We start from the raw sequence: 25530 nt of genomic DNA on the forward strand, positions 1-25530 counted from the left end.
CTTAAGTTCACTCCTTTCTGTTTTATTATAGGGTATTTTTTATCCATTCATTTATGATCCCAGTTATAATGTCCACCAACTTCTTTACAGCAAGCTTCATTTGCTGTCACGGACTGCAGCTGAATTACCTTAGTCCTGAAGTAAACGAATTATAAAATCTTTTATATTTACAACCCGTGGATATATTGGTTGCTCCTTAGTTCCTGTTATTATCAACGGAACCAGAGATTCTTGTTTGTGCAATGAACCGTGTGCTGCACCAGAAAGATGAACAGGTGATGATTGGGCCTTAAATTCACAACCCGGTTTCGCATTGATGACAATGAAACGCCCCGAATGGGAGTTCAAAACACTATACAACCGAATTAACGCATCTGGATAGTTGCCATAGGTGAGTCTTTGTTCATTGATCAGATTTAAATCCAGAAGCGCAGCATCCCCTTCTATACTCCATGATTGATTATAAATATCAGTAAATTTCCCGGAAGGGCGATATTTCAGTGACCCTTCTTTCATACCAGATTCTACATGAATGAAGCTTTCATTTTTCCAGGCTATAATATCAATTCTCTCATCATTTTTGAGCTGTTCGATAATAGCAGACAACGGCAGACTGTCATCCAGTACATAAATATAAGACATCCGCTGATTTACACATAGAACGATCTGATCTTTCTTATATACTGGGCGTTTTATTCTAGAGATACGGTATTTTTTTAACCATTTTCTTAAATCAATGACAAATTCTCGATGATTTGTTCCTGTTGCAGAATGACCATTATCCCCCATCACTAGCCATGTATTTTGATTAATTGCTTTCTCCCAGCTTGGATACACATCCAATATTTTTTGAATTTCTTTATCAATCTTTGTGATGCCTTTAATATCCATCGGCCCCTTTAAATGAATTCGGGCATCCATGTCCTGAAATATACAGAAAGTAAATGAAGGAAGTTTGTTCTTTCTAATAAGATACTTAAGTTCCCGAGCAGTATATTTATAGTTTCCGGTAGCTATTTGCGTTGCGACCCCCCATGGACGTATCTTTGAAAATGTTCCTAAAGAAAAGATATTTGCTGCTTCCGTTGTCCACTTTCCATATCTAAATCGCGTCAAGGCACTGAATAACTTTGGTGTTTGTAACTTTTGCGGGGTGTTTCCACGATATACAAAGGAATTAATGGAAGCTGAGTTCATTCCCTTTTTAGCTAATTCTTCATAAATTGTAGTGACTTCACTGCTCAGATGCTCATTATTCAGTCGGAAAAGCATATTATGGACCGTCCTGCGAATCCCTAACCTAAACGTTTCCCTAAAACCAGTACCGTAGTTAATAATCTCTTTTTTGGAATTATCGAACCAAGTTAAACCAGGTATATGATGTTGGTCTGCATAAGTACCTGTCAAAAGGCTGCTGTCGATTGTTACCGACATGGTTGGAAATGAAGTCACCATATTCGTAAAATAACTGCCATTTTCCATCAAAAATTGTAAAGCTGGAGCTCGTCCAGTTTGGATAGCCACTTCCAGCGGTTCAGACATCAATGAATCGATGTTCAGCAAGATTACAGGTTTCACTAATTGTTTTTGTGTTTTTATAATTATCATCCTTACATAATATCCACTGCTTTGTATGTGAATTTTTTGCCTCTTTGCTTTAAAAGGTTTATATTTTCTTTAACAGCAACTCAGCGATGGTTGGCCAGCAGCGATCTTCGAATTTTTATTATTAATATAATGATTACTTAGTGTGAGCCTTATAAAAGCAATTAAAAATTACGGCTTAAGTGAATTCCATATTACCTATTATTTTGCACAGTATCTATCATTTTATGAATGTCAGGAAAAATAAAAATAACCGCTGACACAGTTAGTGCTGTGTCAGCAGTTTGATTTTCCTTCTATATTTTATATTTTGATTCGGAACGTACAAATATTGCATGCCGAACAAGCTGGATTTCTTTAAAATCTAATTAATGTTTACATAGGAACTGTTTTTCCCATGCAAAAAGAAATAAAGTACTGTCGTAACAAGAACCATTAGCCCCATAATAATATATAAGCTACTATATCCAGTTAGAGGAATCAGATATCCAAGTACATAAGGACCGAATCCAAGACCGGCATCAAGTGCGATATAGTAAGTTGATGTTGCTAAACCAATCCGATGTGGCGGTGTCATCTTAACCGCTATTGCTTGGGTAATGGATTGCATGTTACCGAATCCAAGACCAATCAGAACACCGGCTGCTAATAAGGTAATGCTATTCGTTGTGAAGCTTAAAAGGAGCAATCCTGCACCAAACAAAATAAAAGCTGGATACATAACTGCATTTTCACCTTTTAAGTCCATTAAGCGGCCTGTAAATGGACGTGATACTAAGATAGCTGCTGCATAGACAACGAAAAAAAAGCTTGCCACATCGACAAGATTAATTTCAATCGCATAGAAATTAATAAACGAAAGCACACTGGAATAACCAAGAGATACAATAATCACAATCAGTGCAATTGGTAACGCACTTGGTTCTACAAAATCAGAAAACTTTAATTTCTTTCTTTCAGTAGCTTTTATAGGTGTTTCGATGACTGGCACCTTAACAAACAGAGATATAATAAAACTAATAACCGCTAATGCAAGACAAAAACCAAAAATCACTTGATAGCTCGTATGTGAGCTCATATATAATCCAAAGAATGGCCCAATTGCAGTTGCCAATGTAATACTCATGCTGAAATAGCCGATTCCTTCCCCTTTTCGGTCATCAGGAATCACCTTAGCAATAATAGTTCCTGTCGCTGTACTTGCCACCCCTAATGCAATTCCGTGCAATAAACGGGTTATCAGCAGAATTTCTATTCCTGCATGAATAAAGTATAAAAGGGATGTTAAAATAAAAAAGATAAGCCCATAATATAAAACTTGCTTGTTTCCAATAGAAGAAATCATTCGTCCAATAAATAAACGTCCTACTAATGTTCCGATGATAAATATACCTGTTACAAGACCAGCTACACTCTCTGAAACTTGATATTTATCGACTGCATAAACAGCCATCGTTACTAATAATAGGTAAAAAACTAAATACAAGAAAAAATTTGCTGCTGCTACAATAATAAAATTTTTCGTCCATAATTGAGATTTTGTTTGTTTCACAGTATCTATCACTTCACTTCTTAATATTATTTTTAATTTCTTCCATCACACGAATGAAATCAATCAATTCTGATTCCGAGATGTCTTTTAGAATTTCCTTTTCAAACTGATCAATGGTCACACGTACTTCCTCATAAACAGCTATTCCTCGTTCAGTCAGCTGCATACGTTTTTCGCGTTTGTCTCTCCCAGCAACCTGTTCGACATACCCCATTTCCTCTAAGCTGGCGAAGGTTCTAGTGATCGTAGGCTTCTCCACACCTTGATAATGAGAAATTTCCACAAGTGTTGCATTGCCATAATTGTACAAGTAATACAATACAGTCCACTGTGCACGATGCAGATTATGTTTATTCAACAGGACATTAAGCCGGTTTTCAAAAGGACGGTATAACATTATTAGTTGATGGAAAAACTTCTGTGCAAATTTTATGGGAAACGCCTCCTATAATAGTTACCATAGTTAACAGTTATCTTAGGTAACTATTATCCATGGTAACAGAATTTAAGCAAACTGTCTAGATGGTGCTGAAGTTACTATTAAAAGTTTCTATAAGCTATAAACAAAATTATTCTTTTAGATGAATATAATTATTCTTAGATAAAAGATAGATAAATAATCATATTAAACGCCCAAACCTTGTTAGATGAGATTTTTCTCTAACTTTTCCTGACGGGTAGTTCAACCTATATGCAATATGGTTATCTACCTTTTTTATTGTTTTCTATACTATTTAATCACGCTCCTTTCTAACAGTTTACGTAGAATATCGTAAATCTAAGAAAGGAGAGATTTTATGTTAAATTTTTCAATGATTGACTTGGTCCGACGCAATGGGAAAAAGTTTGACAAAAATATAAGGGGAGAAATGGTTAACTTTTATCGGCCTTTTCGTTATATCCCTTGTTTCCTGCAAAGCTCTATAGAGCGAGTTAGAAAAAAGACAAAGAAATTACCAGTTGTAATAAAATTTGCCCCAGATTCCTTTGCTTCTGGTTTAAACAATGTAAAGGAAACAAAGTGTCGTTCTCTTCGCGAATATCCTTCAATATCTTGTTGTTCAGCTAAATTATCTGTAAAAAATATTGAGCATTTAATTAATAACTGCAACCATATTCAAAAAATCTATTTAGACAGAAAGGTAACAACTTTACTGGATACTGCTTCCCCGGCAGTAAACTCTGATGTGTTAAAAGATAATGGGTTAACAGGAGAAGGCGTAACCATTGCAGTTATCGATACAGGTATACATCCACATGAAGATTTACAAGATCGCATTATTGGTTTTAAGGATTTGGTTAATGGCAAATCTGATCCCTATGATGATAACGGTCATGGAACCCATTGTGCAGGAGATGCGGCAGGCAATGGCTTGTTATCAAATGGCCAATATGAGGCTCCAGCATCACAAGCTAATTTAGTTGGTGTTAAAGTACTGGATAAAATGGGGGCTGGTTCATTATCAACTGTTATTGAAGGGATTGAATGGTGTATCCAGCATCAGTCCGAATATAATATTGATATTCTTTCCCTTTCACTCGGTTCGGATGCTGTTGCACCTGCCGAAGATGACCCTGTCGTAAATGCGGTTGAAATAGCTTGGGATAACGGAATGGTTGTTTGTGTAGCTGCTGGCAACTCCGGACCCGGAGAACAAACCATCGCAAGCCCAGGTATAAGTCGAAAGGTGATTACAGTCGGTGCAGCTGATGACAATAATACTGCTGACCGGTCTGATGATTCAGTAGCTGATTTTTCAAGCAGAGGTCCGACGATTGATGGGCTTATTAAGCCAGATTTGTTAACACCAGGAGTCGATATTATTTCTTTACGTGCTCCCAGATCTTTCCTTGATAAAACCAATAAAGCAGCACGTGTGGACACTCACTATATGTCGTTATCCGGAACGTCAATGGCCACGCCAATATGCGCAGGTGTAATTGCACAATTGCTACAAAATGATCCAAATCTTACGCCAGATCAAGTTAAAGAAAAACTTTTAAATGCATGCGACGATTTGGGACAATCCCCACATATTCAAGGTGCTGGTTATTTAAATGCCAGCAAGTTGATTGAGGGCTAGATAATAAATAATCCAAATGTCGAATAAAGATTCAAAAAAGCCTTCCTGCAAATTCTAGTTTAAATTGCGTCCCTATAAATAAAAGATTTCTAACCCCAAAAAATTAAAAACCCTCGCTATATTTATGCTATATTCCCTTTTTATTAGACGGATTAAAAAATAAAAATCTGGCAGTTTATGGGAGAGTATATCAATTATACGACAGCGAGGGTTTCATACATGTATCCATATAGAAACTTCCATCTCAACTTTGGTTATGACCTTATCTATATTTTATCAAGCTTATAGTACAGCTAGGGCATCAAAGATTTGTCTAATAAAGAAAAAAATTACTGACTAATTATAAAAAAGACAAATAAAATCTTCAAACCAATAAATTCAGCCTAAAACCATAAGCTTAAACAGCCAATTTGCGGACTAGTTTACACTTACAATTAAACATTATTACTCGGTATATTAAATACTAATTAATTGGTGATCGACAAGGTCCTGCTTTTATACCGAGTGAATTATAATGACTTTTTATATTCATCACAGTTTGATAATGTGTAACTTCATCAATTAGTTGGTTTGTTTTATGAACATCTACTGGTTTTTTCATTAATAGATCATTTAATATTTGCTTGATTTCTTTAGGATAGACATTTCCTACCATACTGGAAAGCCCATTACAGCCGCCGAGGATTTTTTCTATAAGATCAACATCTCCTCCAGCAAACATAATGAAACCATCAGGTAATTTTGTATTTTTATGACGCCTTACATTGTATTCTTCTTTAAGTCCAATCAAGTTCGCATGTTGTTGACTGATAAGCTCTTTAAGAGATTCTGCACTTAAATTAAAACCGGTTCGGCCAGGGTTATTATAGAGCACAACTTTCTTGGTGGTATGCCCTAATAATTCATTAACATAAGCAATCGCTTGTTGTTGTGTTGGTTGAATATAGAGCGGGAACTGCAGTAAAATTGCATCAAAAACCGAATCCTCAAGTGCCTGAACAAGTCTAAGAGCATCATTCGTTCTCGTAGCTGCAACACCAAACATAAGCTCTATACCTTCAAAATTTTGCTGGTTAAAGTAATCAATGATCTGTAATCGTTCGTCAATACTCATTGAGTTTTGTTCACCGGTACTGCCAGATATAAGCAGTGACTCTATACCATTATCTTTCATATGTTCAACAATAGGTGTAAAGCCTTCCAGATTTAAACTTTCATCATCATGAAACGGGGTTGGAATAGCAACGTTTAAAATTTTCATCAATTATATCCTCCAATTATTTACTCAATAACTCAATATTGAACTACTTAAGAGATTGAAAAATTACCATCATACAGTGCAATTATTTTACAATTTTATATTTCGGACCTACTATATGGAAATGGTGCGAGACTCAGCCCCAGGTGCACACGAATCCGTACAATCTTATGTCAGGTATGTGTAATAGATTACAGCAGAAACTCTTTACTTTTTATCTTTTTCTGCTTTCTGTTTTATTAAATGCTTAGCTGGACTGTCAATTGGATCTGCTAAAAACCATGTACCCATTGTAGTATGGACAGGAACATCCTGAAAGGTAAATAAAATAGCATCCTCTGTATCTGAGGTGTTGCAATGTTCATGTGCAGACCAAGGAGGTGCCAGGAATAAATCACCTTTTTCCCAATAAATCTTCTCACCGTCAACAATACTATAGCCTTCTCCCTGAAACACCAAATTAAGAGCTACATTCGTATGACGATGGCCTTCGTTATGCTCACCAGGTTTAAACATTTGTACAACAACATTCATTGTTGGTGAAGCTCCTAATGTACCATGCTGACTTTCTACATCCTTATGAGTGAGTGCAAGTGTTCCACGTCCAGCTTCAAGAAAATCTTCTGATACTGACTCTTCTAATAAAGGATAAATATCTTTCCATTTCCAGGAACACGCTCTAATCATAGGTTTCGTACTTTCTTGCAGGAATTTACTATAGTTGATGATATCTGTTCTTTTGTCGCTCATTTTGATAACCTCCTAAATTTTTATAAAGCTTTGTTGATCTCCAGTATATCTCCGCCAAGTCTAATAGCATCACCCCCTCTACGAATTGACTAATACCAAAATTCGCAATATGATTTTGACTATGAACATATATTGGCAGAGGTGAATCAGAAAGTAGTTAAAAGGCAATATACTTTATTAAATTTTCTGTATTAAATAATAGTTTAGATTCTTTAAAACCATAAATCAATTCAATTATTTATATAATAACGATAGGTTAAAACTATGATATAATGCATACGATAGTAAATTGGCTTTTTATAGACTTCATATAGACAAAGACAGCAAATCCTTTTCCCATATAATGTTGAATATTTTATCAAAAAAATCTGAGGGGGCTTCAAATGGAATTAAGACAACTTGAATATTTTCTTTCGGTGTGCCAAGAGCTTCACTTTACCAGGGCAGCGGAAAAGGTTGGAATTTCCCAACCATCTTTAAGCCAGCAAATTCGTTTATTAGAACACGAGATTGGAACACCTTTATTCGATCGAATTGGTAAAAAGACAGCACTTACAGAATCAGGAAAGTTGCTTCTTAAGTCTACTTGGAATATTTTTCACGAACTAGAACAAGCTCAAACCGCTATAAAGGAATTAAAAGGGATACAAAAAGGCAATATTTCGGTCGGAACATTGTTAACAGTAGAAAACTATCTTATTCCAGCGACATTACTTAACTTTCATCGCCTGTACCCTGCAATTAAAATATCCGTAATTGGATTACGTACGGCAACCATTTGGCAAAGCTTGTTAGAAAATAAGTTGGACTTAGGTATTGTTTTTCTAGGGATGAAAGATCAAAGTGATGAACTAGAAACAATTCCTTTATATATAGAAGAGATGGCCTTCGCGGTACCAAAGGGGCATCCACTTGAGGACAATGAAAGTCTATCATTAGAAGTTTTGCAGACAACACCATCCATATTACTTCCTGAAGATTACTATGTAAGGAAACTTATCAACAAAGCTTGTCATAATTTAGGATTTCTACCTAAACCAGTCTTTGAAATAACAACTATGGAATCATTAATTAACATGGTAGGAGAAGGTATAGGGGTAACGATATTGCCTAAACCCTACTTGGAAAACTTAAACAATAACAAGGTAAAATGCATTCCGATTCTAAATTTTAATCTTGCTCAGCAAGTGGGGGTTATCTATAGAAGGGATAAATACATGAGTGCTGCTGCACGTGTATTTATTGAGCAGTTAAAAGTTACTGTAGCAAATTTAAATTATGGGATCGATAAAGATATTGATTAACACTGTTGCTGAGTATCTCATACCATTCACCCCAGCTGCTCCTTTATTTCTGACTACTTGAAAATAAACTTGATTTAAGTTGTTCTTAATAGGTTTCTATCAAACAAGTTGCAGAGCGCACACAAAAAAACCGCTACAATTTTACTGTAGCGGGGTTTCATATTATCCTAATAGTATTATTGATTTATTTCTTCAATTATAACCCATTTGAAACGTTAATCATAAAACTGCGATTAAATGATGAACCACGGCTTCACAAATAGATTATTATCCCCTCTTAACCTCATCCTCGATTAATTCTTCCTCGATTTGTTTATCTTTATGAGTCATAATTTTTTTGCGTGCCTTGTAAATCACAATTAGAGCAATAAACCAAACGGGAGTTATCATTAAAGAAACACGTGTATCTTCCGCAATTGCAAGCACAACAAGAACGAATGTCAGGAAAGCAAGGATTAAGTAATTTGCAAATGGATAAAACGGCATCTTAAATTTGTTCACTTTTGCGAGATCAGGTCTTGTTTTACGGTATTTTAAATGACTGATGACCGTAATCCCCCAAATAAATATAAAACATACTGTAGAAATACTTGTAACGAGTGTAAATACTCCTTCTGGCATTATATAGTTTAATGCGACAGAAATTAAAACAACTGCAGCCGAAAAGAATAATGCATTGGAAGGAACCTTCCGTTTATCAAGCTTGGCAAACTTTTCGGGTGCGTTTTTCTCTTTGGCGAGTGAATATACCATCCGGCTTGTACTGAAGATAGCACTATTACATGCTGAAGCAGCAGAAGTTAGAACGACAAAATTGATAATGCCAGCAGCTCCCACAATACCAACTACCGTAAAGACTTGGACAAATGGGCTCTCAGTTGGGTTGATAGCCGTCCACGGATACACACTCATAATGACAAGAAGTGCACCAATATAGAAAATAATAATTCGAATAGGAATATTATTAATCGCTTTAGGTATAACTTTCTCTGGGTTTTCTGTTTCACCAGCTGTAAGTCCTACAAGTTCGATACCAACAAACGCAAATACGACCATCTGAAACGAAAGGATGAAACCATTTACACCATTTGGAAACATGCCACCGTGGCTCCATAGATTCGTGAAACTGGCTCCACCTGAATCCGTAGAAAAACCACTAATAATCATAACAATACCAGTTACAATTAAGGCTAAAATTGCGAGGACTTTAATTAATGCAAACCAGAATTCCATTTCTCCAAACAGTTTTACGGTGGCCAAGTTCATACATAATAAAATAACAAGTGCAATTAATCCTGGCATCCATTGTGGTATAGTTGGAAACCAATACTGAGTATAGAGACCAACTGCTGTTAAATCAGCCATTGCAATAGAAATCCAACAAAACCAATATGTCCAGCCAGTTAAAAATGCTGCCATTTCACCTAAATAGTCTCTAACAAAGTCAACAAACGAGTGATAGTTTAAATTACTTAGCAGCAATTCTCCAAGTGCACGCATGATTAAAAAGAGAACGACACCTGTGATCAAGTATGCGAATAATATGGATGGTCCTGCTAAATGTATTGATTTTCCCGCACCTAGAAATAGTCCCGTACCAATTGCTCCACCAATAGCTATCAGTTGTACATGTCTGTTTTTTAAGCCCCTATCTAATTTTTGTTCTTGCATATAATTCCCTTCTCTCAACTTTTTTGTTAATTATTATTTAATTTAGTGGTCTTTTATAGAACATCATTTTAAATGATATAACTGAAAGATCCCCCATTTAAATAAAAAAGGATAGAGAAGGGCTATATTATTTCCATTCTCTGTCCTTTTACCTGAAAGTTTATCCTTCTATAATAGAGGGTCCCCTTTGGTGGCATAAATTGCACTCTCCAGAGTAGCGTCCTGTATTGGTGCTTTTACCTGAGAGATTAATTCCAATGGTTTTTTTGGAACTTGCTCCTTCGGTGGCGATATGCTTCGCTCTCTCCCAATACAATCATCCGCAAATCATGTTGTTGTATAATATATTTAATTGTAGTAACAATAGAAATTTTATTATAACATATTATTGGAATAATCCAAGGAATTTCATTAAACTTAAAATCAAAATAAAGCGATTATATTATGTGTTGAAACACAGGTGGGAATATTTAAAACTCAGTTTGTTGGTTCCTCTCGGCCATAAATCGATCAAAACAACAGCTGATACTTACTTCCAAAAAATAGAAAAGGGCGATCAAATTTAATGATCACCTTGTTTAACTATCACACTCGATAATGGCATAAGGAAATATTGCTCACTATTACTTTGACTTACTTTTTTTACTTAGCAGGTATTCCTTATTAGGCTTAGTGTCATCTAACAAAAAATTTGCCCATTCAAGTTCAAGCTTATCAGTATTTTCTTGCCAGTATTGCAATTGTTTGTAATAGTAATCTATCTTTTTACTTACTGGTTCTTTAAAATCATCTGCTTTTCGAACAATTGCCGTCAATTCATAGATAGGCAGCCCCAAAGCATGAGTTTCTACATGAACAGTAGCACCAGCATGACCAATTGCTTGGCATAAAGCACCGTACTCATTGTCATTAATTTCCTTTGCAACTGCATGCGAACCTAAAATAGCTTGTTTTGCCATGGGCATTTTAATTTTGCCTCTTGCCCATGCCTCACAAAGTTCTAAACAGGTTCTGGGTCTCTGTTCGCTGGGATACTTTGTCTCAAATTGTGTCAAAGGTAGTTTTGCACAATCCAATGGCCACATTACAAGAGTTCGATGGCTTTGTAATTGAATTAATTTTATCAAGTCTTGTAAGCAATGACTGTCACGTGAAAACAACAATTTATTTTTTTTCTTTAACTTGAGTTCTACATCGGAAAAAATTTCTACCCCTCCTATATCTTCTTCAACAATCCTGCCACTTAACATAATAAACAAGGAACAAACACCGCAGCTCCTTTTTTAATTAAAGCGCTGGTTGACAAAAAAATCAGTTTCGATTTTATGTTTGAGATTATTCCAAAATAAATACATTAAAGAGTTTCCAATGTTTTTCTTCGTCCATACTGCCTTGTTGAAAAATTGTTCCTCTAACTGTAATCGGATCTCCACGCTCGAATCTTTTTTGCTCCGATGCAGTCATTACATATACATTCTCAGCTTCCACTATATAAGGCAGCATTTGCGTATGCTCCGATTGGATACTTTCCCAATTTTCATTGTTATAATTTTCATCTCCATAAATAACTAATTCCGGACTGCTTTTTACGACCACACCTTCCAAAGCAAATTGCTCGCCATACAGAAAACGATTGAAAGTATCCCTTTGAGTATCCTCATCAAAAGAATAAAATTTATCGCTAAAATCCTGAAGATTTGTTAACTCGTCATTTCTCATAGATTCAACAAAATTCTGTTGCTCAGCGGATAAATAGTATCCTTTATGTAAACCCTCGATAGGTTCTCTTGCATCGAGAACTTCTTGTACGCCTTCGATTTCAGAACTAAACCCTAAAACAAATACACCTATATTCTCTTTTGAAACTGCAAAGGGAATCCCTTCAAACTGAATTGTGTCCTCCTTTTCTTCAAATTCAAAAATTATAATATCTCCAATACTAGTTGCTTGTGTTATTCCTTCATAATCATCGGTATGATTTTTTGTTACATCTTCTCGTTCTCCATCTAAAAGATTCGATTCTTCTAACCATTGATATACATTTTCTAAACTATATTCTTTAGAATTTTGTTGTTCCGTTGAACTGTTTTTTTCTGTACTACACGCTCCCATTAAAGGGATAATAACTACGCATATGACTAATATTCTAAATTTCACATTTATCCTCCTAAGAATATTTAGGATCTTTACATTGAGATATCTTCTCATACAAAGTAGTAGATGGTCAATTTAAGTTTAACTTGCTGAACTAACGCACCAGTTAGCACAATAAGCTTAACGAACAATATTCCAATGAATATAATTCCAAGTTATTTACAAACTAATAAAAAAAGTGAGGTGAAAAAGATGAAATTTATTAGGGTATTTATTCTCACCACTATTTTATCATTTCTTTTATTTCCCATCAGTGGAATGGCATCAACACTTGAGAAATTACCATCATCAGAAAAATCAAATGAATGGGAAATAGTTATTGATAAACCTAAAAATAATGAAGTCAAACCAAAACCTGGTGTCTACAATATATATAGTATGGCTATTAAGTATATTGGTAATGAAGGCATTAAAATTGAAAGAGTGGAAATGTATAGAAATGACCCAAGTTCTTCGTATGATTTTGAATTACTTACTGCTTCTGGTGATGATTTAGGGGTATTAGAAAAGAATAGCGATCACCCAGTAATTAGCCATCAGAATTTTCCAATCTCTACTGAGGCAGCGAAATTGAAAGTTATTGTTACTTGGAAAAAAGAAGGCAAAGAATCCCGTAAGTACAAAGAAGAATTTATTTTTAAACAATAAAGAGTAGAGAGTGAGGAGAAAACTCCCTCTCCTTTTTGCTTTAATATCAGTTTGTTTATTATGGAAACGCACCAGTTAGCGCAATAAATGAACAACAGAATGGTTTAGTAAAGAAGAAGTGCGTTTCGTAAAACAAAACACAACCACATTATATTAAAGTATAGTTTTATTCACTTTATTTGCTTGTCCGACAGTTTCAAAAATAAACTCCGTATCTATGACCCCTTATTCGAATCCATGCTGTCCTCACTGGGAAAAGGTGCTTGAAACCTTATAAGGTAAGAGAGAACAAAACTCATCTTCACCGTAATTATCTACCTATAATAGTACGTGCGCCATCTTTAACAACTCTTTCGACTTCATTTAATCCTTCATCAATCTCAGTAATACCATCAAAAAAGAATCCCAGATGGAATACATCGCATCAAAAATATTTGTATGAAGCGGTATTGATTGAGCAACACCATTAGACCAAATCAAATTTTTACTGCGGTCAATCATTTTTTTCGTCTGGTTCTATAGGAACAATTTTACGATTTCCACGCTTATACGTTCCAGAGTCTTTCATAGTTGAATTTGTTTCTACAATATACCAGCATTGATACATTGTTATGTTATGTTACGTATGGTAAATAAGCGCCTCTGATGATTGTCATTGAGCAATTTTATTTACCGTTTGTTTAAATGTTTTTCAGGAATATTTAAAGAGATATGTAAACGTGCCAATCTTCCAAGATTATTACCACATGCATTAAGGTATACACACGCTGTTCATCTATTAAAGGCTGGCGTAGATATAAAAAACGTGCCCGATAGACTCGGACACGCAAGGATTAAGGTAACAGCCGATACTTATTTACATGTTACTAAAAAAATCGAGGATGATGCTTTAACTCTTTACGAGAAATATATCCGAAATTAGCGATCGGGCAAAAAACGGGCAAGCATCGTCTTCAATGGTTATCCCCTCCTATAAATAAGGGTTAACCAATAGAACCTTCCATTTCGAACTTAATCAATCTGTTCATCTCTACTGCATATTCCATCGGAAGTTCTTTTGTAAATGGCTCGATGAAGCCCATTACGATCATTTCTGTTGCTTCTTCTTCTGTTAATCCTCTGCTCATCAAGTAGAACAATTGCTCTTCAGATACTTTAGAAACTTTCGCTTCATGCTCCAGTGAAATGTTATCATTTAAAATTTCATTGTATGGAATTGTATCAGAGAACGATTCGTTATCCATGATTAGCGTATCACATTCGATGTTTGCACGTGCACCGTCTGCTTTACGTCCAAAGTGTACAAGACCAAGGTAAGAAACCTTACCACCTTGCTTCGAAATTGATTTTGAAACAATTGTTGAAGACGTGTTTGGTGCTAAGTGATGCATTTTTGCACCAGCGTGTTGTAATTGTCCTTTACCAGCGATAGCGATGGATAGTGTGTTACCACGTGCACCTTCACCTTTAAGCAAGATTGCAGGGTATTTCATCGTTAATTTCGAACCGATGTTACCATCAATCCATTCCATCGTTCCATTTGCATCAACTACTGCACGTTTTGTAACTAAGTTGTATACGTTATTCGCCCAGTTTTGAATCGTTGTATAACGGCAATATGCATCTTTTTTAACGATGATTTCAACAACCGCACTGTGAAGTGAGTTTGTTGTAAAGACTGGTGCTGTACAGCCCTCAACATAGTGTACAGATGCACCTTCATCAACAATGATTAATGTTCTTTCAAACTGTCCCATATTTTCTGAGTTAATACGGAAATATGCTTGTAATGGAGTTGACGTTTGTACACCTTTTGGAACATAGATAAATGATCCACCAGACCATACTGCTGAGTTCAGTGCAGCAAATTTATTATCAGAATATGGAATAACTTTTCCAAAGTATTCTTTAAATAAATCTTCGTTTTCTTTTAGTGCAGTATCTGTATCCTTAAATACAATACCCAATTCTTGAAGATCTTCTTTCAAGCTGTGGTAAACAACTTCTGACTCATACTGTGCGGATACACCAGCTAAATATTTTTGTTCCGCTTCTGGAATACCTAATTTATCAAAGGTTTCTTTGATTTCAGCAGGTACTTCATCCCATGTTCTACCTTGTTTCTCAGATGGTTTAACATAATAAACAATCTCATCGAAATCAAGTTCAGTTAGATCTCCACCCCATTGTGGCATTGGGCGCTCGTAAAAATGCTCTAATGCTTTCAAGCGATAGTCAAGCATCCACTGTGGCTCTTCTTTCATTTTAGAGATTTCTTCAACGACTTTACGTGTTAATCCTCTTTCTGTTCGGAAAACAGAGACGTCTTTATCATGAAATCCATATTTATATTCTTCAATTTCAGGCATTTTTTTAGCCATTATATAACCTCCTCGTGGTATTTAAAAAACGATACCTAATCCTCCAGTGCTCCCTTTTCCATTGCTTTCCATGCCAAAGTTGCACACTTGATTCTTGCTGGAAATTTGGAGACACCCTGCAATGCTTCAATGTCTCCCATATCCAATTCTTCTGTATCAATCTCTTTGCCAAGCATCATATCAGAAAATGCTCTTGACATTTTAACTGCTTGTTCAAGACTTTTCCCTTTAATTGCTTGAGTCATCATTGATGCAGATGACATACTGATTGAGCAGCCTTCCCCTTCAAACTTGGCATCTTTTACAACACCATTTTCAACTTGCATTTGCAGTTGAATACGATCACCGCATGTTGGGTTATTCATATCGATTGTTACCGAATCACCCTTAATTTGTCCACGGTTTCTAGGGTTTTTATAATGATCCATAATTACTTGTCGGTAAAGTGTATCGAGGTTATTAAAAGACATTCCCAAAATACTCCTTTGTTTTCAACAGTCCATTTACCAGCAGGTCAATATCCTCTTCAGTATTGTAAAGATAGAAGCTGGCACGTGCTGTTGCTGTTACATCGAGCCATTTCATCAACGGCTGGGCACAATGATGTCCAGCACGGACAGCAATTCCCTCAGCATCAAGTGCTGTTGCTGTATCATGTGGATGCACATCATTAAGATTAAATGTAACAAGTCCAGCACGATTTTCTGGGCCATAGATTGAGATACCATCAATTGTGCGTAATTGCTGCATTGCATAGTCTGCTAATTTTTGTTCATGATTTAAAATATTTTCATGTCCAATTTCATTTAAAAAGTCTATTGCTGCGGCAAGTCCAATTGCACCTGCAATAATCGGCGTACCACCTTCAAATTTCCACGGCAATTCCTTCCACGTAGAATCATAAAGGTTAACGAAATCAATCATTTCACCGCCAAATTCAATTGGTTCCATGTTTTCAAGTAGTTCTTTCTTTCCGTATAAAACACCAATGCCCGTTGGTCCACACATTTTATGACCCGAAAACGCATAGAAATCACAGTCAAGATCAGCTATATCTACTTTCAAATGCGGTGCACCTTGAGCGCCATCAACAAGCATAACTGCTCCATGCTCGTGGGCAATCTGTGTAACTTCCTTAATTGGGTTGATTGTACCTAGCACATTGGAAACCTGTGTCATTGCTACAATCTTCGTATTTGCTGTAATCGTCTCTCGAACAGCTTCCAGTGTTATAGTTCCATCGCTTTCTAATGGAATATATTTCAAGGTTGCACCAGTTGCTTTTGCTGCCTGTTGCCAAGGGATAATATTACTGTGATGCTCCATTGGCGTAATCACAATTTCATCTCCCGGCTTTAAATTCGCTCGCCCGTAGCTGGATGCAACAAGATTAATTGCCGTTGTTGTTCCTCTAGTAAAAATAATTTCAGCTGTACTGCTTGCATTGATAAATGCGCGAACCTTCTCTCGAGCACCTTCATATTTATCCGTTGCCCTTGTTCCTAACGTATGGACGCCACGGTGCACATTTGAATTATCCTCACGATAATACGTATTGACAGCCTCAATAACAGACAGTGGTTTCTGAGAAGTCGCTGATGAATCCAAATAAACTAAAGGATGTCCATTAACTTCCTGATTTAAAATGGGGAACTGTTCTTTAATGGCTGTAACGTCCATTAATTAACTTTCCTTTCAATTACTTGAGTCAATTGCTTACGAACAGACTCAATAGGGATCTGTGATACCACTGGCTCAAGGAAGCCATGGATAACTAAGCGCTCAGCTTCTTCCTTTGTAAGTCCACGGCTCATCAAGTAGTACATTTGTAAAGGATCAACACGACCAACAGAAGCTGCATGACCAGCTGTTACATCATCTTCATCAATTAATAGTATTGGGTTGGCATCCCCACGTGCTTTTTCACTTAGCATAAGTACACGTGACTCTTGTTCAGAATTCGATTTCGTACCACCATGTTCAATTTTACCAACAGCGTTAAAGATAGTCGTTGCGCTACCTTTCATAACACCCCGTTGTAAAATAAATGCATCTGTTTGTTTACCGAATTGGCGAATGCTTGATGTAAAGTTTTGTGTTTGTTTTCCACGTCCAACAGTAACAGCTTTAGCCTCAGACGTTGCATTATCACCAAGTAAGTAGGTAATGTTTTCGGAAACCGTATTTCCGTCATTCATTTGTCCTAATGCCCAGTTAATCTTCGCATCACGCTGTGCAACACCACGACGATTTACATACGTTGTGGTTCCCGCTGCAAAATGGTCTACTGCACCATATGCAACCTCTGCATTATTATGAGCAAATACTTCCGTTACAATGTTTGCTACTGTTTTTTGCTCTTCATTATGGGAAACGTAGTTCTCCAAGTATGTGAGCGAGCTTCCTTCTTCAGCAACGATCAGCACGTGGTTGAACAATGCTGTTTCAGGATCTTCTTGCCAGAAAATAGCTTGGACTGGTGCTTCAATTTGAACATTTTTAGGAACATAGATAAAGATTCCGCCATTCATTAATGCAGCATGAAGTGCAGTTAAACGATCCTGATCAACAGAAACTGCTTCTTTCATGTAATATTTTTCAACTAAGTCACTATGTTCATTCAAGGCAGTAAAAATGTCTGTAAATATAACACCTTTATCCTTTAAATCTTCACTTAAAGTAGAAAATGCAACAGAATGGTTACGTTGAATCAACAAGTTTTCCGCTTTATTTTCTTCGTCAAAGTATGCTTGTATATCTTCAGGCAATTCAGTTGTAGCACTTACAGCCTGACCTGATGTAAATTCATGTTTGAACGTGCTGAAATTCCAGTTACGGATATTCGTTTTATCCGGCTTTGGCATTTCAAGCGTGTTCGCCTGAGAAAGAGCGCTCACGCGTAATTCAGACATCCACGCAGGTTCGTTTCGTTCTTTTGAAAACTGTTCTATATAGTCTTTATCAAATGGCAGCTTTGTTTCGACAGTCATTTTACTCCTCCTAACATTACGCGTTTTGTTCTACTGTTTCGTCTGTAATTCCTAACTCTTCTTTAATCCACTCATAACCTTCTTCTTCTAAACGTTTTGCAAGCTCAGGTCCACCTGATTTCACAACACGGCCTTGCATCATAACATGAACAAAGTCAGGAGTAATGTAGTTTAGTAAACGTTGGTAGTGCGTAATCATTAGGCAACCAAAGTCTTCTCCGCGCATTTTGTTAATTCCTTTAGACACAATTTTCAATGCATCGATATCTAATCCAGAATCGATTTCATCTAAAATTGCAATAGCAGGATTTATTTGCAATAATTGAAGGATTTCATTACGTTTTTTCTCCCCGCCAGAGAAACCTTCGTTTAAGTAACGTGTAGCCATATTTTGGTCAATTTCAAGCAAATCTAAGTCTTTATCTAATTGTTTAATAAATTTCATTAAAGATACTTCATCGCCTTCTTCACGACGTGCATTTATTGCAGAACGAAGAAAATCAGACGTTGTTACACCACTGATTTCACTTGGATACTGCATTGCTAGGAATAGACCTGCACGAGCACGCTCATCTACTTCCATTTCTAGTACATCTTCACCATCAAGAATAATGCTTCCTTCGGTAACTTCATATTTTGGGTGTCCCATGATTGCAGAAGCAAGTGTAGATTTACCTGTTCCGTTCGGTCCCATAATTGCGTGGAATTCTCCACCTTTTATCGTAAGGTTTACACCTTTTAATATCTCTTTGTCTTCAATGGATACATGAAGATTCTTAATTTCTAAAACTGATCCTGACATAGTACATACCTCCAAGTAAGCTATTTTCTAGTATGAAATGAATTGATATCATTCTCAACTTATTCTCATTACAATCTTAAAGCATTTCAAATTAATTATCAACTCTTTTAAATGCACACCTATTACTGCTTTACCATACCAAACTAGTTATAAATGTACAAATAAATAGTGCTGATGTCCAATCATGAGGACACCAGCACAAAGGTAATCATTAATTTGTTATTTTACTAATTGTCTATCCATTTCCGCCACAAGCATTTTAGCCATTTTATATTCCCGTTCCCGCTGTTTTTCTACGTCCAATCGCTTTTCAAGTTTCCTGCTGTATTCAGCGTAACAAACATGTCGGGACTTTGTCATTCCTTTTTCCATTTCCGAAGTGTAATTCAACCTCAGACCACTGTCAATAGTGAATCATCCTTTCGTTTTGGTTACGTAAATTATGGTAACACTAAAAACGTTCCCGCTACAATACGGATCTAAACGTCTATAGACCGATTATTCTATATATGGCTGATTCACAACATGAAAACAATGAAACGACATACAATTATGGCAAATAACGCACGTATCCTTTAGATTGCTATTATTAATTGCTGTCACCGACTGGCAAGACTGCACCTTCGTAATTGTCCATCATAAAGTTTTGAATTTCTTCAGACTTCAGTACTTCAACCAGTTTCTTCAATGCTTCGTTATCAGCATCTTCCGATCTTACAGCAATAACGTTTAGATATTCAGATTCCTCGTCTTCAACAAATAAAGCATCCTCTAACGGATTAAGTCCTGCACCAATAGCATAGTTTGTGTTAATAACAGCAAGTGTATCTTCTTCTGCATTATAAAGTTCAGGGAGCAGGGCTGGATCATAATCTGGTGAGAAAACTAAATTTTTCGGGTTTTCAACGATATCATCAATTGTCGCAGCAGATTTTTTTACACTGTCGTCTAAAGTAATCAAGCCTTCCCGCTCAAACAATGTTAAAATACGTCCATGATCTGAAACAGAATTACTTAAAATAACTTCAGTTCCATCTTTAATATCATCTACAGATGCAATACCTTTTGAATAAACACCCATTGGTTCAACATGGATAGCTCCAAGGGATTCAATCTCATAGCCAGTGTCTTCAACGGTTTGATTTAAATATGGAATATGCTGAAAGTAGTTCGCATCTAATGTGCCATTATCTAAATCATCATTTGGAAGTACATAATCCTGATATTCTTCAATATGAAGTGTTACTCCTTGTTCTTCAAGCAATGGCTGAGCTTCTTCCAAAATTTCTGCATGTGGAGTGCTTGAAGCTCCAACAGTGATTTCTGTTTCCGATCCATTGTCTGAATCATTTCCACCGCACGCTGCTAATAAAAGTACGAGTGCAAATGCCGCAATTGCTAAAAACTTTTTCATTTTTGTTCTTCCTTCCCACTATTTTATTGAATTGATAAAGATAGTTCCAATTTCCATGTTAAACTTAACGTTTATCAAGCTTATTTGTGATAAAATCTCCAATAAATTGGAAAATAAACACGATAATTACAATAATAACGGTACAAAGAAATACAACATCAAAATCTCTGCGCTGGAATCCGAAATAATAAGCGTAGCTCCCAAGGCCACCTGCACCTATCGCTCCAGCCATAGCTGTATAGCCAATTAATGCAATTGAGGTAACTGTAAGCCCTGAAACCAATGCTGGCATTGATTCAGGGAGCAGAACGCGAAAAATAATTGTTCGTGTTTTGGCACCCATTGCTTTTGCTGCCTCGACCACACCTTTATCTACTTCCTTAAGCGCAATTTCAACAAGTCTTCCGTAAAACGGTGCAGAACCAATAATCAGTGCTGGTAATGCTGCGTTTGGTCCACGTATTGTTCCGACAAGAAAGTTGGTAAACGGAAATAATAATAAGATTAATATAATGAACGGAATTGCTCTAAATATATTCACAAAAGCCGCTACGATAAAATTAATAAATTTATTTTGCCAAATGCCTTCTTTTGACGTTAAATATAGAAGCAAGCCTAATAGCAGACCAAATATACACGTACCAATTACAGATATAACGGTCATATAAAATGTTTCATAAACTGCTTCAACTAAATCATCATATTTAATATTTGGGAATAACTTAGTTAACATCCCGGATAACCTCCACTTCGACCGAGGTTTGTTCCTGTATAAAGCTTACTGCTCTACCAATTTCCTCTTGTTCACCTATAGCTTGAACGAATAAAGTACCATATCCGCCAGCCTGTGTTTGTGTAATTTTTCCTTGTAAAATATTTAAATCAATATCAAAGCGCTTTGCCAGTTGGCTTATAAGCGTTTGATTGGTTGCTTCCCCTAAAAAGTGAAGCTTAAGAATATTACCATTTTCATAGTTCTCAATTAAATTGGTAATGTCATCTTCTTCATCATGCATCCCCATAATTTGCTGTACAAATTTCTTCGTAACAGGCTGTACTGGATTGGTAAATACATCAAGAACATTACCTTGTTCAACAATTTTTCCATTCTCCATAACAGCTACTTGGTTACAAATTTTCCGAATCACATGCATCTCGTGTGTGATTAGAATAATTGTCAGTCCAAGTTTTTGATTAATATCAACGAGCAAATTCAAGATTGCATTCGTCGTTTCCGGATCCAGTGCAGATGTTGCTTCGTCACATAATAGCACTTTGGGATTATTCGCAAGTGCCCGGGCGATACCAACACGCTGCTTTTGTCCGCCACTTAACTGTGACGGATACGCTTTTTCACGTCCGCTTAATCCAACCAAATCAATGAGCTCTTGTACTCGCCTTTCACGCTCTTGTTTTGGAACTCCCGCGATTTCCAGCGGAAATGCAATATTTGCTTCAACCGTTCTGGACCAGAGCAAATTGAAATGCTGAAAAATCATCCCAATGCCCTGTCTTGCCAAGCGGAGCTCTTTAGAATTAAGTGCGGTTATTTCTTCATTATTAATAACTATTCGTCCTGATGATGGTTCTTCCAGTCGGTTAAGCAGTCTGACGAATGTACTCTTTCCTGCACCACTATAGCCAATCACACCGAAAATATCACCTTCAGGAATCGTAAGGGTCAAATCATCAACAGCTGTAATGTCATTATTATTTAGTTTAAAAACCTTACGTAAACCCTCAATCGAAATCACTTCACGTCCTCCTTTATGCTCTGGCTTTCACAATGCCTATAAACAAATTCCTTCATTACACTTGCGCAGGTAAGAAGATTAATACTTTCCATCTGTGAAAAACAAAAAACGTCCATCTGTAAAGAGAACAGAAAGACGTTATATCATTAAAAGTCTCACGTTCTCTCATCTGTCAAAGTTTACTTTGCAGGAATTGGCACCTTTCAAAAATTGAAGGTTGCCGCGGTTTCAAAGGGCCAGTCCCTCCACCGCTCAAGATAAGAGATAGATCGTATCTGATTTGGCAATTCAGTGTCACTATCGTAGCATGTGAAAATACCTGTGTCAATTATAATTGGCATTTAACTGCTGGCAAAGTGAAACTTCAATTAGAGGGAGGGGTTCTTTCACTGAAAATAGTATCTCCCGTCCTTCCAGTTTTTATTTTATGCACTTTAAAGACGAATAATAATACTCATTAGTGCGCGGCAAATAATTCCGGCTTATATGTCATTAAATAGCTATATAAATTACCTATTGATTGAAAGGCATAGATTTTTTCTTTCACTTCATTTCCTTCTTTAATGAGAAGGCATGGTACACTTTCAATTTTATTTTCCTGCATAAAGTCTGGATACAGGGACGCATTCATCTCGAAAAAAATATCCAGTCCGTGAACAGACTCGATTTTATCAAGCATTGACCTTGCTACTGTACATGTTCCACAAAAAGGTGTGTAGATATATAGTAACATGCGTTCCTGGTCCAGATTTGCTTCTGTTATTTGCTGCATTGTTTACCACCTTAAGTTCTATCTATATTAAAAATATTGGACGAACAGAAAAATGTTTACTCAGCAGTGTACTGGCAAGTATTTTCTCTGGCGTAGCTGCTACTTCCCGATACTCACTACTAATATAAATATGCTCAGCATGCGGCAATTCACGAGCCAGCTGCTTACGCAATTTCAATCCAGATTTATCCTCGTCTACTAGAATAAACACATCCTTATCGTCCAATCCATATGTTTCGAGTAATTCATCAAACCGCTCTACCCCGAATGTACCGTTTGTACATACGATTGTAACTTCGTCATTGATTACTTTTTCAATTTGTTTTTTATCTGTAAGCCCTTCGACAATAATCACTTTTTCAAATTCAGCAGATATCATACATGAGCACTCCTTATGCAAGCAAGAAAGTTGCCTACCTAATTCATGTTCAAAAAGGAGGATGAAAAGGACCGCGAAATTCGATGTTCATTTTCATCGGACCTTTTGAACAACATCTATTACTACATTATATGATTGAAATAAGGCTAACTATACACTTTTACGCGCACAATTAGCCTTTGGGCATTATTCTTCAGTTAATTCTTGATATGCATCGGAAGACAATAATTGCTCGAGCTCTGCTTCATCAGAAGGCTCAACAACAACCATCCATGCTTTTTCGTAAGGAGATTCATTTACAAACTCTGGACTATCTTCCAATTCTTCATTAACCGCGACAACTTTCCCGCTGATTGGAGCATATAATTCAGAAACTGTTTTTACAGATTCTACACTGCCAAACGGCTCGTCTGCAGTAATTTCATCTCCAACCTCCGGCAACTCAACAAATACGATATCACCTAGCTCATCTTGCGCAAAGTCAGTAATTCCAATACGCACATTTCCTTCTTCTTTTTTAATCCATTCATGTTCTTTTGAATAAAGTAAATCTTGTGGCAAACTCATTGTAATCCCTCCATTAATTCATTCCAATTTAACTATACAATCTAACCTTGTATTTTTCTAGTCTTTACTTGAAATTAAATGAAAAGTTAATCATTTTAACAAGTAACTACAACCAATTTTCTTGAAATGTTTCTTCTTTAAATCCGACGGTTACCTTTGTCCCGTCTGTAACGATCGGGCGTTTGATTAACATTCCATCTGAAGCAAGGATTTCTGCTAATTCCTCTGTACTTGCATCATTTATTTTTTCCTTAATATTTAATTCACGATATTTCTTCCCGCTCGTATTAAAGAACTTTTTAGCAGGCAAATCACTTTTGGCAATCAAATCAAGCAGTTCTTCCTTTGCAGGTGTTTTTTCCACAATATGTATACTTGTATAATCGATGTTATGATCATCAAACCATTTCTTCGCCTTTTTGCACGTTCCGCAATTGGGATACCAGTAAAATGTTAATGCCATGTATAACTCCTCCAATCAAGTTGCATTGTTTAAGGTTTATTCTATCATGATTTCTATAAAATTATTAGTATTGCTGCTTAGCAGTTTCTTTTGTAATCCAAAAAAGAAAAAATTAAAATGCCATGAAGAAAATCAGGTAAAAAGACTGCCCGTTTTCTTCATGGCTGCATATCTTAGCGGTCTTCTTTTGTTGGTCCCATGACACCAGGCACACGCAAGCCTGCTTGACGTAATAATACGGTCATTTGGCCGCGATGATGGGTTTGATGGTCAATAAGTGTACGCAACAATGCACCTCTTGCTACAGAGCCACCCATAGCATCAACTTCTTCCTCCAGCATCTCATCCGTTACGTTTTGTTCAACTTGTTCTTTAACTAATGTTGTTACTTTTTTATATACCTCTACAATTTCACTTGCTTTTTCTGGAGTAGCGTTTTGAGTTTCAGGTGCGTCAACCTCCACACCTACAAGTCCGCTAAAAAATACTGGGCTTGCCGCTAAATGCCATCCTAGCCATCCTAATGTGCTGTGGCCTTCTACAATTGCTTGATTTAGTTTATCATCTGTTAACGATTCGAGAACCGCAATTGTCCCTTTCGCCGCATGATCCCAATCATTCACAAAATCTTTTACTATACGATACATAATTATCTCTCCCTTGTTTTATTTTTTTAGGTTGAAACTGTACTTATTCGATTCGATGTTAATAATAGTTAGCGCACCAATTTTTAGCGGAGGAAACACGTAGACTTCTGTGGATACGTGGTCAGAGCGAGACTTCGCAGAATATAGTTCAAGTAGGATCACGGGTCACTCTAAGATACACAAAATGTGTTTCCACAGCGGGTTTACGTTCAACCATAATTGACATTTGTTCGCAATTCCCCCCCCCCCAATCTAAATAGCTATTTCTCTATCAAGATTAACAGTATAAATATTTTCCATCAAATAATAAACCCGGGAAATAACTAGTCCAACCA

Annotated in this window: 26 protein-coding genes and 2 riboswitches; of the genes, 4 read left to right on the forward strand and 22 right to left on the reverse strand. The window is 36.4% G+C overall.

The genetic code is table 11. The annotated features are described in order from the left end of the window. Positions 1–129: 129 nt before the first annotated feature. From NSQ77_RS02550 to NSQ77_RS02560, 3 genes are all read right to left on the reverse strand, one after another. Positions 130–1608 (reverse strand): alkaline phosphatase family protein, encoded by a 1479-nt coding sequence (locus NSQ77_RS02550; RefSeq protein WP_339228663.1) that lies wholly within the window; start codon positions 1606–1608, stop codon positions 130–132. Between the two features lie 361 nt (positions 1609–1969). After that, positions 1970–3157, reverse strand: coding sequence for an MFS transporter (locus NSQ77_RS02555; RefSeq protein WP_339228664.1), 1188 nt, complete (start codon positions 3155–3157; stop codon positions 1970–1972). Between the two features lie 13 nt (positions 3158–3170). Continuing rightward, a complete protein-coding gene (locus NSQ77_RS02560; protein ID WP_339228665.1) occupies positions 3171–3515 on the reverse strand; it encodes a MarR family transcriptional regulator in 345 nt (114 codons plus the stop codon). A 439-nt stretch (positions 3516–3954) separates the two neighbouring features. Between NSQ77_RS02560 and NSQ77_RS02565 the strand changes: the two genes are divergently transcribed. Continuing rightward, positions 3955–5241, forward strand: a complete 1287-nt coding sequence (locus tag NSQ77_RS02565; protein WP_339228666.1) for a S8 family peptidase — start codon at positions 3955–3957, stop codon at positions 5239–5241. 463 nt (positions 5242–5704) lie between these two features. On the opposite strand, the gene NSQ77_RS02570 is transcribed toward NSQ77_RS02565, so the two are convergent. Both NSQ77_RS02570 and NSQ77_RS02575 read right to left on the reverse strand, forming a co-directional pair. Further along, a complete protein-coding gene (locus tag NSQ77_RS02570) occupies positions 5705–6502 on the reverse strand; it encodes a dihydrodipicolinate synthase family protein (protein ID WP_339228667.1) in 798 nt (265 codons plus the stop codon). Positions 6503–6706: 204 nt separating this feature from the next. Then, the gene (locus tag NSQ77_RS02575; protein ID WP_339228668.1) at positions 6707–7249 is read right to left on the reverse strand and encodes a cupin domain-containing protein; all 543 of its coding nucleotides are present in this window, start codon (positions 7247–7249) and stop codon (positions 6707–6709) included. A gap of 383 nt (positions 7250–7632) precedes the next feature. Between NSQ77_RS02575 and NSQ77_RS02580 the strand changes: the two genes are divergently transcribed. Further along, positions 7633–8553, forward strand: coding sequence for a LysR family transcriptional regulator (locus tag NSQ77_RS02580; RefSeq protein WP_339228669.1), 921 nt, complete (start codon positions 7633–7635; stop codon positions 8551–8553). 267 nt (positions 8554–8820) lie between these two features. On the opposite strand, the gene NSQ77_RS02585 is transcribed toward NSQ77_RS02580, so the two are convergent. The 3 genes from NSQ77_RS02585 to NSQ77_RS02595 form a co-directional block, all read right to left on the reverse strand. After that, entirely contained in the window at positions 8821–10224 is a 1404-nt protein-coding gene (locus tag NSQ77_RS02585; RefSeq protein WP_339228670.1) for an amino acid permease, read from the reverse strand. Positions 10225–10442: 218 nt separating this feature from the next. Beyond that, positions 10443–10544: riboswitch (glycine riboswitch) on the reverse strand. A 303-nt stretch (positions 10545–10847) separates the two neighbouring features. Next, complete coding sequence (locus NSQ77_RS02590) at positions 10848–11474, reverse strand: putative immunity protein (RefSeq protein WP_339230922.1); 627 nt, start codon at positions 11472–11474, stop codon at positions 10848–10850. Between the two features lie 85 nt (positions 11475–11559). After that, positions 11560–12381: a hypothetical protein gene (locus tag NSQ77_RS02595; RefSeq protein WP_339228671.1), complete on the reverse strand. Its 822-nt coding sequence runs from the start codon at positions 12379–12381 to the stop codon at positions 11560–11562. Positions 12382–12570: 189 nt separating this feature from the next. Between NSQ77_RS02595 and NSQ77_RS02600 the strand changes: the two genes are divergently transcribed. Beyond that, positions 12571–13026 carry a hypothetical protein gene (locus NSQ77_RS02600; RefSeq protein ID WP_339228672.1) on the forward strand — a complete coding sequence of 152 codons (456 nt, stop codon included), beginning with the start codon at positions 12571–12573 and terminating at the stop codon, positions 13024–13026. A gap of 676 nt (positions 13027–13702) precedes the next feature. Next, positions 13703–13948, forward strand: coding sequence for a tyrosine-type recombinase/integrase (locus NSQ77_RS02605; RefSeq protein ID WP_339230923.1), 246 nt, complete (start codon positions 13703–13705; stop codon positions 13946–13948). A 61-nt stretch (positions 13949–14009) separates the two neighbouring features. Here NSQ77_RS02605 and sufB read toward each other — a convergent pair whose 3' ends face one another. The 14 genes from sufB to NSQ77_RS02675 form a co-directional block, all read right to left on the reverse strand. Continuing rightward, entirely contained in the window at positions 14010–15407 is a 1398-nt protein-coding gene (gene sufB, locus NSQ77_RS02610; RefSeq protein WP_339228673.1) for a Fe-S cluster assembly protein SufB, read from the reverse strand. A 35-nt stretch (positions 15408–15442) separates the two neighbouring features. Continuing rightward, a complete protein-coding gene (gene sufU / locus NSQ77_RS02615) occupies positions 15443–15877 on the reverse strand; it encodes a Fe-S cluster assembly sulfur transfer protein SufU (RefSeq protein ID WP_339228674.1) in 435 nt (144 codons plus the stop codon). Continuing rightward, entirely contained in the window at positions 15867–17087 is a 1221-nt protein-coding gene (locus tag NSQ77_RS02620) for a cysteine desulfurase (RefSeq protein WP_339228675.1), read from the reverse strand. The genes sufU and NSQ77_RS02620 overlap by 11 nt, the downstream gene beginning before the upstream one ends. Further along, positions 17087–18397 carry a Fe-S cluster assembly protein SufD gene (gene sufD / locus NSQ77_RS02625; RefSeq protein WP_339228676.1) on the reverse strand — a complete coding sequence of 437 codons (1311 nt, stop codon included), beginning with the start codon at positions 18395–18397 and terminating at the stop codon, positions 17087–17089. The genes NSQ77_RS02620 and sufD overlap by 1 nt, the downstream gene beginning before the upstream one ends. 16 nt (positions 18398–18413) lie before the next feature. After that, on the reverse strand, positions 18414–19199 hold the full coding sequence (gene sufC / locus NSQ77_RS02630; RefSeq protein WP_095309326.1) for a Fe-S cluster assembly ATPase SufC: 786 nt from the start codon (positions 19197–19199) through the stop codon (positions 18414–18416). A gap of 219 nt (positions 19200–19418) precedes the next feature. Further along, the gene (locus NSQ77_RS02635; RefSeq protein ID WP_339228677.1) at positions 19419–19589 is read right to left on the reverse strand and encodes a hypothetical protein; all 171 of its coding nucleotides are present in this window, start codon (positions 19587–19589) and stop codon (positions 19419–19421) included. A 199-nt stretch (positions 19590–19788) separates the two neighbouring features. After that, on the reverse strand, positions 19789–20613 hold the full coding sequence (locus tag NSQ77_RS02640; protein ID WP_339228678.1) for a MetQ/NlpA family ABC transporter substrate-binding protein: 825 nt from the start codon (positions 20611–20613) through the stop codon (positions 19789–19791). A gap of 64 nt (positions 20614–20677) precedes the next feature. Beyond that, positions 20678–21346, reverse strand: coding sequence for a methionine ABC transporter permease (locus tag NSQ77_RS02645; protein WP_339228679.1), 669 nt, complete (start codon positions 21344–21346; stop codon positions 20678–20680). Then, positions 21336–22367: a methionine ABC transporter ATP-binding protein gene (locus tag NSQ77_RS02650; protein ID WP_339228680.1), complete on the reverse strand. Its 1032-nt coding sequence runs from the start codon at positions 22365–22367 to the stop codon at positions 21336–21338. Before NSQ77_RS02650 ends, NSQ77_RS02645 begins: the two co-directional genes overlap by 11 nt. Positions 22368–22529: 162 nt before the next feature. Beyond that, positions 22530–22631, reverse strand: a riboswitch (SAM riboswitch). A 193-nt stretch (positions 22632–22824) separates the two neighbouring features. Then, the gene (locus tag NSQ77_RS02655) at positions 22825–23139 is read right to left on the reverse strand and encodes a thioredoxin family protein (RefSeq protein ID WP_339228681.1); all 315 of its coding nucleotides are present in this window, start codon (positions 23137–23139) and stop codon (positions 22825–22827) included. Between the two features lie 22 nt (positions 23140–23161). Continuing rightward, entirely contained in the window at positions 23162–23518 is a 357-nt protein-coding gene (locus NSQ77_RS02660) for a toprim domain-containing protein (protein ID WP_339228682.1), read from the reverse strand. A gap of 186 nt (positions 23519–23704) precedes the next feature. Beyond that, positions 23705–24085 carry a glycine cleavage system protein GcvH gene (gcvH, locus tag NSQ77_RS02665; protein ID WP_339228683.1) on the reverse strand — a complete coding sequence of 127 codons (381 nt, stop codon included), beginning with the start codon at positions 24083–24085 and terminating at the stop codon, positions 23705–23707. Between the two features lie 106 nt (positions 24086–24191). After that, the gene (locus NSQ77_RS02670; protein ID WP_339228684.1) at positions 24192–24548 is read right to left on the reverse strand and encodes an arsenate reductase family protein; all 357 of its coding nucleotides are present in this window, start codon (positions 24546–24548) and stop codon (positions 24192–24194) included. Between the two features lie 173 nt (positions 24549–24721). Next, entirely contained in the window at positions 24722–25195 is a 474-nt protein-coding gene (locus NSQ77_RS02675) for a DinB family protein (protein ID WP_339228685.1), read from the reverse strand. Positions 25196–25530 lie beyond the last annotated feature (335 nt).

The organism is Oceanobacillus sp. FSL K6-2867, assembly GCF_037963145.1.
Taxonomy (GTDB): domain Bacteria; phylum Bacillota; class Bacilli; order Bacillales; family Amphibacillaceae; genus Oceanobacillus.